At 69.9% G+C, this 15,047-nt stretch carries 15 protein-coding genes and 4 pseudogenes; 7 read left to right on the top strand and 12 right to left on the bottom strand.

Features of this window, described 5'->3' with window-relative positions:
- Positions 1-169: 169 nt before the first annotated feature.
- Positions 170-799, bottom strand: coding sequence for an MBL fold metallo-hydrolase (locus tag AB0A61_RS24820; RefSeq protein WP_361296122.1), 630 nt, complete (start codon positions 797-799; stop codon positions 170-172).
- Positions 800-956: 157 nt separating this feature from the next.
- Between AB0A61_RS24820 and acsA the strand changes: the two genes are divergently transcribed.
- From acsA to AB0A61_RS24845, 5 genes are read left to right on the top strand one after another with little or no spacing between them, the layout of a single operon-like run.
- On the top strand, positions 957-2,801 hold the full coding sequence (gene acsA / locus AB0A61_RS24825; RefSeq protein ID WP_361296125.1) for an acetate--CoA ligase: 1,845 nt from the start codon (positions 957-959) through the stop codon (positions 2,799-2,801).
- Positions 2,798-3,817, top strand: coding sequence for a pyruvate dehydrogenase (acetyl-transferring) E1 component subunit alpha (pdhA, locus tag AB0A61_RS24830; RefSeq protein WP_361296127.1), 1,020 nt, complete (start codon positions 2,798-2,800; stop codon positions 3,815-3,817). The genes acsA and pdhA overlap by 4 nt, the downstream gene beginning before the upstream one ends.
- A complete protein-coding gene (locus AB0A61_RS24835) occupies positions 3,814-4,893 on the top strand; it encodes a pyruvate dehydrogenase complex E1 component subunit beta (RefSeq protein ID WP_361296130.1) in 1,080 nt (359 codons plus the stop codon). The genes pdhA and AB0A61_RS24835 overlap by 4 nt, the downstream gene beginning before the upstream one ends.
- 1 nt (position 4,894) lies before the next feature.
- Positions 4,895-6,442: a dihydrolipoamide acetyltransferase family protein gene (locus tag AB0A61_RS24840; protein ID WP_361296133.1), complete on the top strand. Its 1,548-nt coding sequence runs from the start codon at positions 4,895-4,897 to the stop codon at positions 6,440-6,442.
- 38 nt (positions 6,443-6,480) lie between these two features.
- Positions 6,481-6,723, top strand: a complete 243-nt coding sequence (locus AB0A61_RS24845; RefSeq protein WP_361296136.1) for an acyl carrier protein — start codon at positions 6,481-6,483, stop codon at positions 6,721-6,723.
- Positions 6,724-7,318: 595 nt separating this feature from the next.
- Here AB0A61_RS24845 and AB0A61_RS24850 read toward each other — a convergent pair.
- A complete protein-coding gene (locus AB0A61_RS24850) occupies positions 7,319-7,993 on the bottom strand; it encodes a CBS domain-containing protein (protein WP_361296139.1) in 675 nt (224 codons plus the stop codon).
- 284 nt (positions 7,994-8,277) lie between these two features.
- Here AB0A61_RS24850 and AB0A61_RS24855 point away from each other — a divergent pair.
- Positions 8,278-8,619: pseudogene (locus AB0A61_RS24855) on the top strand (nitroreductase); the annotation flags it as partial.
- Between the two features lie 124 nt (positions 8,620-8,743).
- Here AB0A61_RS24855 and AB0A61_RS24860 read toward each other — a convergent pair.
- The 8 genes and pseudogenes from AB0A61_RS24860 to AB0A61_RS24895 form a co-directional block, all read right to left on the bottom strand.
- Positions 8,744-9,172 (bottom strand): cupredoxin domain-containing protein, encoded by a 429-nt coding sequence (locus tag AB0A61_RS24860; RefSeq protein ID WP_361296142.1) that lies wholly within the window; start codon positions 9,170-9,172, stop codon positions 8,744-8,746.
- Complete coding sequence (locus AB0A61_RS24865; RefSeq protein WP_361296145.1) at positions 9,162-9,311, bottom strand: hypothetical protein; 150 nt, start codon at positions 9,309-9,311, stop codon at positions 9,162-9,164. Before AB0A61_RS24865 ends, AB0A61_RS24860 begins: the two co-directional genes overlap by 11 nt.
- Positions 9,312-9,313: 2 nt before the next feature.
- Positions 9,314-9,634: a hypothetical protein gene (locus tag AB0A61_RS24870; RefSeq protein WP_361296148.1), complete on the bottom strand. Its 321-nt coding sequence runs from the start codon at positions 9,632-9,634 to the stop codon at positions 9,314-9,316.
- Positions 9,634-10,209, bottom strand: coding sequence for a cytochrome b N-terminal domain-containing protein (locus tag AB0A61_RS24875; protein ID WP_361296151.1), 576 nt, complete (start codon positions 10,207-10,209; stop codon positions 9,634-9,636). Before AB0A61_RS24875 ends, AB0A61_RS24870 begins: the two co-directional genes overlap by 1 nt.
- Before the next feature lie 543 nt (positions 10,210-10,752).
- The gene (locus AB0A61_RS24880; RefSeq protein WP_361296154.1) at positions 10,753-11,040 is read right to left on the bottom strand and encodes an SHOCT domain-containing protein; all 288 of its coding nucleotides are present in this window, start codon (positions 11,038-11,040) and stop codon (positions 10,753-10,755) included.
- A gap of 602 nt (positions 11,041-11,642) precedes the next feature.
- On the bottom strand, positions 11,643-12,296 hold the full coding sequence (locus AB0A61_RS24885) for a DUF305 domain-containing protein (protein WP_361296157.1): 654 nt from the start codon (positions 12,294-12,296) through the stop codon (positions 11,643-11,645).
- Positions 12,297-12,388: 92 nt separating this feature from the next.
- Entirely contained in the window at positions 12,389-12,850 is a 462-nt protein-coding gene (locus tag AB0A61_RS24890; RefSeq protein ID WP_361296160.1) for a DUF6153 family protein, read from the bottom strand.
- Positions 12,851-12,917: 67 nt separating this feature from the next.
- Positions 12,918-13,223: pseudogene (locus tag AB0A61_RS24895) on the bottom strand (hypothetical protein); the annotation flags it as partial.
- Positions 13,224-13,321: 98 nt separating this feature from the next.
- On the opposite strand from AB0A61_RS24895, the pseudogene AB0A61_RS24900 reads away from it, so the two are divergent.
- A pseudogene (locus AB0A61_RS24900) lies at positions 13,322-13,489 on the top strand (hypothetical protein); the annotation flags it as partial.
- Positions 13,490-13,867: 378 nt separating this feature from the next.
- Here the strand turns inward: AB0A61_RS24900 and AB0A61_RS24905 are convergent.
- The gene (locus AB0A61_RS24905; RefSeq protein ID WP_361296163.1) at positions 13,868-14,527 is read right to left on the bottom strand and encodes a pyridoxamine 5'-phosphate oxidase family protein; all 660 of its coding nucleotides are present in this window, start codon (positions 14,525-14,527) and stop codon (positions 13,868-13,870) included.
- A gap of 298 nt (positions 14,528-14,825) precedes the next feature.
- Positions 14,826-15,030 (bottom strand): annotated as a pseudogene (locus tag AB0A61_RS24910) (universal stress protein); the annotation flags it as partial.
- Positions 15,031-15,047 lie beyond the last annotated feature (17 nt).

Genomic DNA, 15,047 nt, shown 5'->3' on the forward strand with positions numbered 1-15,047 from the left:
CTTGCCGTCCTTTCAGGCCTACGACCGCAGCATTTCCGGCCATGTCGGCGCGGCGATAGAGCCATACGGGTACGTACGCGGGCCTTTTGTCCCGTATATCCCCTACCGAGCGGACGACGGCCCATGGGTTGCAGCCGAGGAGAGCGCCTCGAGGACTGCTCCAGGACGATCAGCACGCCCGGCGGTCTGGGGAGAGGAAGTACGTGTGGCCCTCGCGGCCCCATTCCCCGTACTCGGGGGTCAGACCGGCGTCCATCGCCCGCAGGCCAGGGCGGCCGATGTGCGCGTAGACCAGGCGTCCGATCCGGTACCGGGCTGCTTCCGCGCCGACTTCCCTCACGGGAGCGTGCCCGCCCACTCCACCGCGGAAGCGGATGGGGCGGTCCCAGCCCGAGGCTTCCGCGAACATCAGGTCCGCGTCCGCCGCCCAGGCCGGGAAAGTCCGGAACTCCGGTGCCCACACCGCCACCCCCGACTCTCCCTCGATGCGGTAACCGCAGGTCGGATGCGAGGTGTGCACGACCGGCAGCGCTCGGACGCGCAGCTCGCCGAGGTCCGCGTCCGCCATGCCCGGCGCCAGCCCGCGCTCCGCGGCGAGACGTCGCAGGGCGGAGCGGAGTTCGGCGTGCTCGTCGGTGACGAGCCAGGCGTCCAGCCGGCCCTCGGGCGGCGCCGCCCCGGAGCCGCCGTCGAACGCAACACGACGGCGGCCGCAGACGACCAGCAGGCCGGCCGGTGCGAAACGCGGGGACGCCATGGCGCCCATGCCGAGCAGCGTGAGCCGGAGCCGAGGCGCCATACCGTCACCTCCCGGGAACGTGACCGGGTCATCGTCTCAGTCAAGCGGTAAGCGTGGACCTGAGTCGTCCGGCCGCGTACGGGGGCCGTTCGACCCAGTGCGGAGGGGGCGGGCCGGACGGATGGTCGAAGAAGGCCCGACGGAAGGAGGGGCCGGCATGCGGTGGGAGACCATCCGGAAGGACACCCTGCCTCGGATTGCCCCCAATCTGGGCGACTACGACAAGGAGTGTGCGGGCTTCTCGTGGTCGCAGGCGCGGGCCGGGCTGCAGGGCCTGCCCGGCGGGCGGGGGCTGAACATCGCGCACGAGGCCGTGGACCGGCACGCGGCATCGGCCCATGGGAACGCGGTCGCACTGCGCTGTGTCGGGCGGGACGACTCCGTGACCTGCGTGAGCTACGGGGACCTGGCCCGTGCCACGGCACGGTTCGCCAACGTGCTCCGCACACTCGGGATCGGTCGAGGCGACCGGGTGGTCACGCTGCTGGGGCGGTGCCCCGAGCTGTACACCGTGGTCCTCGGCACACTCAAGAACACCAGTGTCCTGTGCCCGCTGTTCTCCGCCTTCGGACCCGACCCGGTCGCCCAGCGACTGCGTCTGAGCGATGCCCGGGTGCTGGTCACGACGGCGGAGCTGTACCGCAGGAAGGTCGCCGGACAGCGTGACGGGCTGCCCGGTCTGCGTCATGTGCTGATCGTGGGCGAGGGCGCGGACGAGTCGGCGGGCGTGCTTGCCTTCGACGCGCTCATGGCCGAGGCGGACGACACCTTCGCCATCCCGCCCACGGCGCCGGACGACATGGCCCTGCTGCACTTCACCAGCGGCACCACGGGGACCCCCAAGGGCGCGGTCCATGTGCATGAGGCCGCTGTCGCCCACTACATGACCGCGCTGTACGCCCTCGACCTCCACCAGGACGACGTGTTCTGGTGCACCGCGGACCCGGGCTGGGTCACCGGCATGTCCTACGGGATCGTCGCACCACTCATGCACGGTGTGACGGTCGTGGTGGACGAGGGTGACTACGACGCCCGCCGCTGGTACCGGATCCTCGCCGAGCAGCGGGTGAGCGTCTGGTACACGGCACCTACGGCCCTGCGCATGCTGATGCGGACGACACCGAGGACCGGGCCGTACGACCTGCCCCGCTCGTTCGACCTGAGCGCGCTGCGGTTCGTCGCGTCGGTCGGCGAGCCGCTCAATCCGGAGGCCGTGGTGTGGGGACGGGACGTGCTCGGACTGCCGGTGCACGACAACTGGTGGCAGACCGAGACCGGCGCCATCATGATCGCCAACTTCGCCGCCTGCGACATCCGCCCTGGCTCGATGGGGCGTCCGCTGCCCGGTGTGGAGGCGGCGGTGCTGCGGCGCGGCGAGGACGGCCGGGCCGAGGTCGCCGGCGGGCACGTCACCGCGCTGAAGGAGCCCGGCGTGGAGGGCGAACTGGCGCTCCGGCCCGGCTGGCCATCCATGTTCCGCGGCTATCTGCACGACGAGCAACGCACTGCGGCGGCCTTCGCGGACGGCTGGTATCTCACCGGCGACCTGGTACGACGCGACGCGGACGGCTGGTACTGGTTCGTCGGGCGCGCCGACGACGTCATCAAGTCGGCGGGACACCTCATCGGGCCGTTCGAGGTCGAGAGCGCCCTGATGGAGCATCCGGCGGTCGCCGAGGCAGGCGTCATCGGCCGGCCCGATCCCGTGGCCGGGAACATCGTCAAGGCGTTCGTCGCACTGCGGCCGGGCTTCGACGCGACCACCACGATGCGGCAGGAACTGCTGGCCTTCGCCAGGCGCCGGCTCGGCCCTGCCGTGGCGCCCCGCGAGATCGCCTTCGACCAGCACCTGCCGCACACCCGCAGCGGGAAGGTCATGCGCCGCCTGCTGCGGGCACGCGAACTCGGCCTCCCCGAGGGCGACACCTCCACACTGGAGAAGGACACCTCCGCCCCGGAGAAGGACGACTCCTCCCTGGAGAGGACGGAGCAGTCCGCATGAGCAGCACCCGCACACCCCGGCCCGCCACCCGGCCAAACCGTCAAGCTGCCGCGCACCGTCTGGCCCTGCTGGAGTCGATGCTGCGCGTCCGCCGGTTCGAGGAACGCTGCGTGGAGCTGTACAGCGCGGCGCGCATCCGGGGCTTCATGCACCTCTACATCGGCGAGGAGGCCGTGGCCGTCGGCGTCAACGAGGCGCTCACGGACGACGACGCGGTCGTGTCGACGTACCGCGAACACGGGCACGCACTCGCCCGCGGGGTTCCGGCCGAGGCGATCATGGCCGAGATGTTCGGCAAGGTGACCGGCTGCAGCCGCGGCCGTGGCGGCTCGATGCACCTCTTCGACGCCGACCGCCGCTTCTACGGCGGCAACGCGATCGTCGGCGGCGGACTCCCCCTCGCGGCCGGCCTCGCCCTCGCCGACCGTATGACCGGCCGCAACCGCGTCACCTGCTGTTTCTTCGGCGACGGGGCCTTCGCCGAGGGCGAGTTCCACGAGACCGCGAACCTCGCCGCGCTCTGGCAACTGCCCCTGCTGCTGGTCTGCGAGAACAATCTGTACGCCATGGGCACGGCCCTGGCCCGCCACCAGGCCCAGACCGACCTCGCGCTGCGCGCGGCCGGGTACGGCATGGTCTCCTGGGCCGTCGACGGCATGGACGTCTTCGCCGTCGAGGACGCCGCCCGGCGGGCTGCCGAAGGGGTGCGTGCCGGCGGCGGACCGCACTTCCTGGAGATGCGCACGTACCGCTTCCGCGCCCACTCCATGTACGACTCGGACCGCTACCGCGACAAGGCCGAGATCGAGCGCTGGAAGGAACGCGACCCGGTCGAGGGGCTCGCCCGGCGGCTGCGGGAGGCGAAGGAACTGACCGACAAGGCCCGTACGGCCCTGGAGAACCGTCTGGCAGCCGAGATCGACGCGGCCGTGGAGGCGGCGGGGCAGGCTTCGGAGGAGCCCGTCGAGGATCTGCTGAAGTACGTCACCAGCCCGGTGGAGGCGACCCGGCCATGACCACGACCCACCCCCGTACCGCTGAAACCGCCGCGCCCTCCGACCGGAGGACGACCTATCGGGAGGCCATGCGCGAGGCCCTGCGCGAAGCGCTGCGCACCGACCAGCGGGTGTTTTTGATGGGTGAGGACGTGGGCCGGTACGGCGGCTGCTTCGGCGTCAGCCTCGGCCTGCTGGAGGAGTTCGGGCCTGAACGGATCCGCGACGCCCCGCTGTCCGAGTCGGCGTTCGTCGGCGCCGGCATCGGTGCGGCCCTGGCGGGCATGCGGCCGATCGTCGAGATCATGACGGTCAACTTCAGCCTGCTGGCCCTGGACCAGATCCTCAACAACGCGGCGACCCTGCTGCACATGTCGGGCGGCCAGTTGCCGGTACCCATCGTGATCCGGATGACCACGGGTGCGGGTCGGCAACTCGCGGCCCAGCACTCGCACAGCCTGGAGGGCTGGTATGCGCACATCCCCGGCCTGCGGGTCCTGGCCCCGGCAACCCTCACCGATGCCCGGTACATGCTGGCGCCCGCGCTCGCCGATCCCGACCCCGTGCTGATCTTCGAGCACGGCAGCCTGTACAACGTCTCGGGCGAACTGCCCGCCGACGCGGGGTCGGTCGACATCGATCGAGCGGCCGTCCGCCTGCCCGGCACAGACCTCTCCCTGATCACCTACGGCGGCTCGCTGCCCAAGGCACTGGCCGCCGCCGACGACCTCGCGAGCGGCGGCATCAGCGCGGAGGTCGTCGACCTGCGCACCCTGCGCCCGCTCGACGACGCCACCATCGGCGACTCGGTCGCCCGCACGCACCGTGCCGTCGTCGTCGACGAGGGCTGGCGCACCGGCAGTCTCGCCGCGGAGATCTCCGCGCGCCTCGCCGAACAGCACTTCTACGACCTCGACGCCCCCGTCGAGCGGGTGTGCAGCGCCGAAGTGCCCGTGCCGTACGCGCGCAGGCTGGAGGAGGCCGCGCTGCCCCAGGTGGGCGGAATCGTCGCTGCCGCGCAGCGCACCGTCGGCGAGCCCGTGCCGACCGGATCCGACGGGGTGGAACGTCGGCCGGTCACCGGGAGGTCGGGCTGAGATGACGGCGTTCACCATGCCCTCGCTCGGCGCCGACATGGACGAGGGAGTGCTGCAGGAGTGGCTCGTGAGTCCTGGGGACCGGGTGCACAAGGGCGACGTGGTGGCGGTCGTGGAGACGGACAAGGCGGCCATCGAGGTCGAGTGCTTCGAGTCCGGGACGGTGGGACAGCTGCTCGTCGAGCCGGGGGCCCGAGTGCCGGTGGGAGCACCGCTCGCGGTGATCGAGGGGGAGGCTGCGCCCGCCGTGCGGCCGGGCGCCCCCATGGAGCCGGTGACGGCCGGGGCGAAGGCGGTCTCACCCAGGGTCGCCGAGCCGGTTGGGGAGGCTGTCCCGCACAAGACGCCCATGAGCGCGGAGGACGACCGGGGACTGTCTACGCGGCACGAGCGGCCGAAACCTCGGCCGAAGGCAGCCCGCAAGCGCGAACCCGCCCGGGGGGAGCCGGTGCACACCGAATCCCGGGCACAGCCGACCGTGCGGCAGGCACCAGCGCCTCCAAAGCCGTCCGGCGAAGCCACGTCGGTCATCGGCGCCGGACCGCTCGTACGGCACCTCGCCGCGCTGCGAGGTGTCGACTTGACGACACTGCACGGCACCGGACACGGCGGACGGATCACGCGTGCCGACGTCGAGCACGCCTGTCGCCCCGCGCCCAGGGTGCGGGCCACCCCGTACGCACGGCGCCTCGCCCACGACCTCGGTGTCGACCTGACGGCGGTACGGGGCACCGGGGACGGTGGAGCCGTGCGGGCGGCGGACGTGCACACGGCCATGCGCACACGTGCCGGAGGAAACGAACCCGAGCGGCCCGAGCGGCGCCCGCAGAACGGCGAGCAGCGCCCGGACGCGGCGGTACCGATCGACAGCCGCCCCCAGGACCGTACGGACGCCATGCGCCGTGCCATCGCGGACCTCATGAGCCGCTCCAAGCGGGAGATCCCGCATTACTACCTGTCCACCACCATCGACCTCACGGCGACCGAGGACTGGCTCCGCCGGATCAACCGCGGTCGTCCGCCCGCCGACCGCCTCGTGCCCGCGGCCCTGCTCCTGAAAGCCGCCGCCGTGGCGGCACGCGAGGTGCCGGCTCTCAACGGCTACTGGCGGAACGACGCTTTCGCGCCCGCTTCCGAGGTCAATCTGGGCGTCGCGGTGTCGCTCCGGCAGGGCGGACTGCTCGCGCCGGTGATCCACCGCGCCGACGCACTCCCGCCCGACGCCCTCATGACCCGTCTCAGGGACCTGGTCCAGCGCGCCCGCCGGGGAAGGCTGCGTGGGAGCGAGATGGCCGGCGCCACCCTGACCGTCACCAGCCTGGGCGACCAGGGCGTGGAAACGGTGTTCGGGGTCATCCACCCGCCCCAAGTGGCCCTGGTCGGCTTCGGAGCGGTCGTCGAGCGGCCCTGGGCCTCGGGCGGCATGCTCGGCGTACGTCCGGTGGTGACCGCGACCCTGGCCGCCGACCACCGGGCCACGGACGGCGCCGTGGGCGCGCGCTACCTCACGGCGGTCGACCGAATGCTGCAGAAACCCGAGGAGCTGTGAGTCAGATGAAGCCCCTGAACAACGCTGAGGCTCTGTCAGTGATCAAGGAATCGATCACACGGATCATCCCCGACGCCGACTTCACTCTGGTCGAACCGGACGACAAGTTCCGTGACGTGCTCGAACTGGATTCGCTCGATTTCCTCAGCCTGGTCGAGCTGCTGTCCGAGCGCACGGGAGTCCGTATCGACGAGGAGGACTACCCGGAACTGACCACGCTGTCGGATGCCACGCGGTTCCTGGTCCACAGGTCGAAGGCCGGGACCAGCCCAGCGCCGTGAGCTCGGCGTTCACGCTCCGCTCGCTGCTCGGACCTCACTCGCGCCGGCCGATCGGCCGGGCTCCGGAGAGTGTGGACTCCCCGCTGCCCGGCAGTCCGCCGACGAGGGTGAGGCCGACCGAACTGCACACCACCGACGGCCACCCGGCCACCGAGGTCCTCGTCAATCCCGCCGACGGAGCCGTTCAGATCGAGTACGGGCCGGCGATGATGCGGAACACCGACTACGGCATGCACTACGGCAGCCGAAGCACGGCCCGCATCTCGGCCGCACAGGCCCATCGCCCAGCAGTGGCTCCACAAGCACGACAGCACACAGACCACGGGCGATCCGGAGTCCTACCCCGGCTACTGCACCCTGCACACCCTGCACACCCTGCAGTCCAGGAAGATCACCGGCATGCTGGCGGTCAACTCCTCCACCGGACAGGTCTGGTATCACTCCTGGCACGGCACCCACATCGCCACCAGCCAGCGGTAGCCACGGCCGACACTTGCGTCAACGACCAACCGCCCGCTGCGTCAGCCCTGACCGCTGACGCAGCGGCACAGTGACATCGATTCTCGTCGACATCGATCACGCCGACCGCCCCTGCTCAAGTGCCGGCGGTTGCATCCCGGGCGTCGTCCGTCCGGTAGGCAAGATTCCCCGAGACCGAGACCACGCCGTCGACGCCCCGGCACAACTGCTCGATGACGGGAATCAGACTCCTGTACTCCACGGTGCCTGAAAGAGTGACCCGCCCATCACGCACCTCCGCGGTCACGTCCCGGGTATCGAGCCCCAACGTGCGCCGTAGAAGATCTCCGGTGATCTCCTCGCGGATGGCCTCGTCACGGCGAAGGAAGACCCGCAGCAGATCACCACGGCTGACGATGCCCAGGAGCCGATCGGCTTCGTCGACCACAGGCAGCCGTTTGACATGCTGGGTCTCCATGAGACGTGCGGCCTCGACCACGGTCCACTCCGGCCGCGCGCACACCGCGGGAGCGGACATCAGTTCCTCAGCCCGCGACCCCTCAGCCTTGGCACGCTCCCAGGCCTCCAGATGCGGGACGGAGATCCTTCCTGACGGGTCGGCCTGGTCGGCGCTCTTGCGCAGCAGATCGGCCTCGGACACCACACCCATCGGACGGTCGAGCTCGTCCACCACAGGCACGGCGGTGACGTCGTTCTCCTCCAGCAGCCTGACGAGCTCCTTGAACGGCGTGTCAGGCCGTGCCCGGACGACGCCCCGGGTCATGAGCTCATCGACTGTTCGGTGGTGCATGTCGCCTCCCGGGTGCGGGACACCCACCTCGCGGGTAGGGGGCCGCCGTCCCGTGTGGCGGTGTGGCCCGCGTGGCAGGTTGGATACACCACCATTCTGAGGAGAGAGCGGCGATCATGCGAGCTCACCTCGGCGACGACCTCGTCATCGAGAGTCGGCGACCGGCGCCGCCGGGCGCGACGGCGAAATCGTCGGACTCCACCACGAGGACGGACCCCGTACGCGTGCACTGTCGGACTCGGACGACTCTTGACCGTGCACCATCCGGCGGGCGCCGACCACGCAAGGCGCCCTTGCGGGACTTCGCCGGCCGCAGGCCGATGACCGACCGAGGGACCACCGCCTTCAAGCACGTCCCTCAGCTGGCGCTGCTGAGCACCCGCGGGGAGGAGCCGGCCGACTGGCTTCGGGCGGGCCAGGCCCTGGAGCGGGTACTGCTCGACGCGACCCTGGCCGACCTGGCCACCTCCTTGACCTCTCACGCCCTGGAAAGCCGTGACCCGCGCAGCCTCACGCGGGGCCCCGTTTCCGGCACGGGGCAGGTGCAATCTCTCCGCCTGGGATACGGCCCTCAGGGCCCTGCCACACTTCGCCGCCCTGTGGCTGACGTCCTCACAGTCACATGACCCGCGGATCGGTCGAGTGTCGGGATGCCTTCGGCCCCGGCAAACCACCGGGCATCGACCAGGCGCTCCTGGCCCAGGACGACCAGGGCCGGGGGGAACCGATTCCCCCGGTGGGACAAGATTCTCAACGCACGATCAGTGTCCCTTTCATATTCGAGTGGTAGGTACACACAAAGGGGTAGCTTCCGCTCTTGGATGGGGCGGTGAAGGTTCCGGACTTTCCGCCGTCGATGTTCCCGGTGTCGAATTCCTTGCCTTGCGTCGCCGTCACGGTGTGTGCGACGGAGTCCTCGTTGACCACGACGACCTTCTGGCCCGCCTTCACTGCCACGGTGGCCGGATCGAAGGCGAAGTTCTTCATCGCGATCCGCGCTGCGGGCGAGGGGGCAGTGGGGGCCGTGGACGTTGCTGAGGAGGGGTTGCCGTTTCCGCCGGAGCAGGCGGTCACCGGCAGCAGGGTCGCGGCTGCCGCGAGCACCAGGCAGACGGCGCGTCGGCGGTGAAGAGAAGAGGACATGGCAGCAGGTTCCTTTGCCGTGGAATCAGGCGGCATGCCGGGCGGGTTCCCCGGTGCCGAGGTCGGCCGGTTGAGGCAGGGGCGGCGCGAGGCGCAGGGCCAACGCAGCGGTGGTGCGCTCCTTGGGCCGGTGCCCGCGGCCAGCACACACCCGGTGCGCTGCGTCGTTGGGCACGGTCACTCCTCCTTCGGTGGGCTGGCTGCTGAGGTGTGAACTGCGGTCGTACGACGCCCGGGCGGGCGCAGCCTCAGGTGCCGGGGCAGTCGAGGGGGCCCCGCGAGCACGGTCAGGATGCGGGCCGCCTGGACGGCTGAAGCGGCCAGGACCAGTGCACTGGCCAGGACGAGAACTCCGGTGCCGGGCCCGGGCGCCGAACGCAGCCCCTGGTAGAGCGCGCCCATGGCGAGTACGGCGACGACGGTCAGGGCCCGGAACCAGCGCTGTGCGCGGCGGACGTCGAGGCCGTCTGGGCGGCGAGGCGGGCTGGAGGCATTCATCAGTGCCCCTTCGGGTTGTTCACCCACACCTCGACCGTGACAGCGATGAGGCCAACCGGCAACACCGCTGCAGCCGCCATGGCGACCTTGCGCTCGCGCCACAGCCGATGCGGACTGCGGTCGAGGAACGGCACCAGGAAGATCAGCCCGAAGACAGCCACGATCACGTAGGCGATCGACCCGACGCCGAACCACTCCTCCATGGGGAAGAACCACCAGAACATCCACAGCGGCCGGGTGATCTCGATGCCCTCCACGGGGGTCGGTCCGAGCACCGGCGGCACCAGCACCGCCAGCAGCGTCAGGACGCCCAGGAGGACCAGACCGAAGGCGCCCACCCGCTTCAGGTGGGCGGTGAACGGCTCGGCCACCTCCTCCTTCGGGTCCGGGATGGCAGGGTGTGGTGAGATCTTGTGCCGTTTGACGAGCAGCGCGTGCCAGACGAACAGCAGGAGGATCAGACCGGGGACGATGACGGCATGCGCGACGTACAGGCGCAGCACGATCGGCACCCGGTCGGTGAGCTCGGGCGTGAACCAGACTCCGAGGCCGCCCAGGAGTTTGGCGACTTCCACGTTGTGCGCCAGTGCAGAGCCACAGGCCGCCGCCGAGGGCCGCGGCTCCGAGGCCCACGAGCACGGCGTCCCCACCGTCGGAGATACCGCGGGGCGGGCGGAACTCGTCAAGCACGACAGTCGTGCCGGTCTCATCACCAGTCGCGGGACGCCCCGCTTCGGGAGCGGAGGGCAGCTTGCCACCGAGCGAGGCCAGCAACAGCACCTTCACCTGGCGGCTGGTGGCCTCGCTGTAACCGGGGCGCTCTACCAGTGCCTGCGCCTCGCGCACCTTGGACAGGGTGACGCCCTCTTTGTGCGGGGCCATCAGGGCGTCCTCGATGCGTTCGGCGGCCTGGTCTTCGGTGGCTCCGTTGGCGATCAGTGCGACGGCCTGCTCGGTGAGCACCGCCGACTCGTCGCTCTCCTCCCCATGGCCCGCCCAGGCGGACCCGGGCGTGACAACGGGGATCAGGAGGGCAGCCAAGAAGGCAGCTGCCGAAGCCCAGGCTCCGGGCCTCTTCCTGAGGGCCGGAAGTCTGGGCATGGCGGCCCCCTGATGTGCTAGTGCTTGGTGAGGTCGGCGCCGTGGGAACGCAGCACGCGCAGGCACCGCTGGTACTCCTCTGCGTCGATCTCCCCGCGGGCGAACCGCTCGGCGAGCAACTGCTCCGGGGAGGTCTGCGCCGACGGCGTCCAGGTCCCGGCCGAGACGGAGTCGGACCTGTCGGACCGGGTGAACGCGCGGTACAGGAGCACAGCGACGGTGATGATCAGTCCCCAGAACACGATCATTCCGAGGGAGGCTCCGAACCAGCCCCAGCCGCTCATTCCATGGTCGTACCAGAACATGATGACGACCCCTTCCCGAATCGAAGGACTGGACTCGGGTATCTGCCGCTGCCGGCCGCTCACCGAGTGCCTACGGCCAGACTCCACCTTCCCATGAGGTTCGTGGCAGGGGCCGGGTGGCCCATCCGACAGGGCGGTGGGCCCCTGCTTCGGTCGTCGTCCACCAGCACGGCTCCAGGGCCAGTACGTCGGCACAGGACGATCATCAGCTGGTCAGCCTTCGCACCCAGGTCGCCCAGTTCCGCCACCGCGCGCCCGGTACCGCATCCGACATCCACGACAGATGCACCAGGCTCCATCCGCAAAGCTGGTTAGGAGTACTGACGAAGCTCCCATGGCTCCGGGTGGCCCACGAACTACGAGCTGCCAGCTGTGCTCGATGAACTTGTTGTAGCGGCCCTTGAAGACACGGTTCATCAGCCCGCGGTCGGAGAGGAGCTGCCGTCTCTCGCCCACGTTCGGAGCCCGTCCGATTGCGGATGGGGTGGCCTGCTGGGCGACGGCCGCCGCGGACAACGGATGCGGTCGGCGCGGCGCGGCGCACGGCCGCCCGGGCGGGGCGGCGAGAGCCTCCCTGCCCGGGCGGTGAGCGGTGATGCGGCTCAGAGCCGGTCGAGGATGCCCTGCAGCTGCTTGACCTCTGCGGACTGGCTCGTGACGATGCCGCCGGCCATCTTCGTGGCGTCGGCGTTCTTGCCCTTCTTCTGCTCGTCCTTGGCCATGGTGATCGCGCCCTCATGGTGCTGGATCATCATCTGCGCGAACATCTTGTCGAACTCGGTGCCCTTCATGGACTTGAGTTCCTTCATGTCCTTGTCGGACATCATGCCGCCGCCCATGTTCATTCCGGACATGTCGCCCATGATGGTCGGCTTGCCCCAGGACTGCAGCCAGCTCGTCATCGTGTTGATCTCGGGGTCCTGAGCCTTCTTGATCTTCGCTGCGATGCCCTTCAGGCCCGGGTCGGAAGCGCGGCCGTCCGCCAGCTCGGCCATCTCCACCGCCTGCTTGTGATGAGGGATCATCATCTGCGAGAAGCTGACGTCGGCGTCGTTGTAGTCCGCGGCGGCAGCGGTGTTGCCGGCCTGGGCGGCCGCTGTTGCCGAGCTGGAGCCACTGCCGTGGTCCATGCCGCTCATGCCGTCGTCTTTGTTGTCGCCGCAGGCGGAAAGCAGCAGGGCTCCCACCGTGACGATGCCGGCCGCCGCGATACGGCGGGCGGACATCCGGCGCAGCGTGCGCGTGAAGGCGGTCATGCCTGATCTCACCTCGTGGTTCGGTTTTCGGTCTGTTCTGGGCACGTCGGGCGGGCGGACCCGCGCAGGGCGAATCCGCGGGGCGCGGCGCCCTACAGACGGAGAACCGACAGCTGAGTGAGATCAGGAGTGCGGGGCGGAGGGTTGGGGAGCACCGCCACTGGTCCGCGGAGGAGCGAGGCCGACGTCCAGTGGGCGCGGCGGGCCAGCGCGGAGCGCACCAGCGCAGTGAGCACCCGGGCGCTGAGCAGCACAGCCGCGCACAGCGACAGGATGTCCGTCGGCATGAGGGGCGCGTGCGGTGTCGTCCCCCGTCCGGGCTTGTCCCAAGAGACCCACCCGATGGAGGCGGAGGCCTCGGCATGGGTGTCTGCGTCCGCCCGGGGAGCCGTGTCCATCGCCATGGGCGACGCGTGCGACGACAAGCTGGTTGCCGATGCCGGAGAGCAGCAGTCCGAATGGCCCAGCGTGTGCATGAGGAAGACACCGAGCGCGAGCACCACGACGAGCAGCAGGTGCCCGAAGGCGCCTCCTGTCCGTTCGTGCCGACTCATGGTCACCATGGGGCCCCCGCCCAGGAATCGCTGTCCTGCGACTGTACGGAAGCGGCATCGACCATGTTCAAGACGGTGGCCGCGGACTTTCATCGCCCCGAGCACCGGCGGGGCGCCCGGCCGGTGACCGGGCGCCCCGGATCGGATGTCGCCGCATGGGCTGTCTGAAGCGACGCAGTCGCAGGCTGCTGGTGACGACGAAGACCGAGGAGAAGGCCATCGCGGCGCCTGCGATCATCGGGTTGAGCATGCCGAAGGCGGCCAGGGGCAGGGCGACGACGTTGTAGCCGAAGGCCCAGAAGAGGTTGCCCTTGATCGTGGCGAGCGTCTTGCGGGAGAGCCGGATCGCGTCGGCGGCCACGCTCAGGTCACCCGGCCCGCATCGTCCCGCCAGTCCGCAGTCCCGGTTCGAGGACCTCCAGGGCCAGGGCGGTCCGCCCTGACCCTGGGCGAGGCTTGGGCTACGAACACGCGATGTACCCGTGGCAATGCGGCAGCAACGGCCATGAGGAGTCCCAGGAGTGGCATCTCAACCCCGCCTCGGGCCGCTGGCTGCCAGACCATTCCCACCTCCGGCACCACCTGGGCCCGGCGATCGCGTACAACACCTGGCAGTACTGCCAGGCCACCGGTGACACGCTGCAGATCTCCCGCTTGCAGTACGTCCATGAAGCCCTGGAGGCGGACATCGCCGACATCCAGGGCGGCTCCACCGGCGAGGGCATCCACCTCGGAGCCATAACGCCACCCGGGCGAGCAGTTCGAAATCAGCGTGCCGGACTCGGAGCAGTCCCCGATTCGCGTGATGCCGGCGAACCGTGCGGTGACCACCGCACCCGGGGAGACGTGCACGCTCGTGCTGCCGGAGAACTGACACAACGACCCGTTTGCCGACACGTACTACCGGATTGCGGTCGGTGAATCCGAGTTCAGCTTGGTCTCGGGATTGATGGGGTCCACCACTGATCGAACGGCTCTGTCAGCGAGGTGCCGGCCACGTGCCGCCCCGGTGGAAGATCAGAGGTCGTGGATCCTGCGGCCACTGATCTCTGCCGGGACGACGCGGATCCACAAATTTCGGAGACCGCCGGCCCACGGCTCGCTGAAAGACTGCTCAGTGAGGCGCTGGACGGTTTCAGGATCGGCGACATGCTCCGCGGTACCGGCGATCAGGACGCTCCAGCCGACGCGCCGGCACTCGTCGACGTGATCGACCTGGAAGGAGACCTCGCCGCCGGGCTCGGCCACCGCGGCACCTTGAGGATCCGTGCGGTAGAGGACCGTCGTGCCGTCGACGATGTAGTTGACCGGGAACACACTGGGCCCCGGATGCGCGGGCAACGCCACACGCCCGATCCCGTGGGTGCCGAGCCGCTCCCAGCATTCCTTGGCGGTGAGCTTCACGAGCACAGGGTGCTGTGCCGCTCCGCCCCGGCCTGCGGGCGCATCGCTTCGGCCTTCGAGCAACTCCTGGTAGGTCATCCCGAGGACGGCGGCGATCCGCAGAAACCCGCCGGGGTCGAAGTCGGCTCCGGACTCGATCAGGTGCCGGAAATAGCGCGGTGACATGCTTGCCTCAGCGGCCAACTCCGACTCTGTGAGACCGAGTTGCTTGAGTCGCACCTCGATGCGGTGTTCCAGCTCACGGTCAGCCGGACCTGCGGTGTTCTCGTTCACGATCTCCTCCCCGGGCCGACGGGGCGGTACATCTCGCGGTCATTGCTTCAGGCGGTGGGTGACGCCTCGTGGCGGCTGTCCTGATATTCGAGGATATCTTCCACCGGGCATCGGAGCGTCGCTGCGCCGGGCAGGGTGGCCGCGCGGCGGTGAGAGCTGTGGCGCGGACAGTGGCCGATCATCGCGGCGGTTGCCGTCGGTGGTGCGATCAGCCGGCTCCCGTGTCCGCCCTGCTACGGCGCGGTACCGCTGCGGCTCACCGCGCCAGGCACCTTCCCCATCAGGCGGTCGTGGGCGCTCACTGCCGTTGTGGGACGATTGCCACCGGGCACTGAGCGTGATGCAGCAGCGTGTGGCCCACCCGGCCAAGCTGGAGGCCGAAGTGGCCTGTCCTTCGGCGCGCACCAATGATCACGAGATCCGCAGCCGCCGACCGGTTCAAGGATCTCGCTCGCCGTCCCCTCAGGCACCGAACGGTCCGCCCGGACGTGCGGATACTTGGCGGGTTCGAGCGGTCCGC

The sequence above is a fragment of the Streptomyces sp. NPDC046197 genome, assembly GCF_040646295.1.
Taxonomy (GTDB): Bacteria; Actinomycetota; Actinomycetes; order Streptomycetales; family Streptomycetaceae; genus Streptomyces.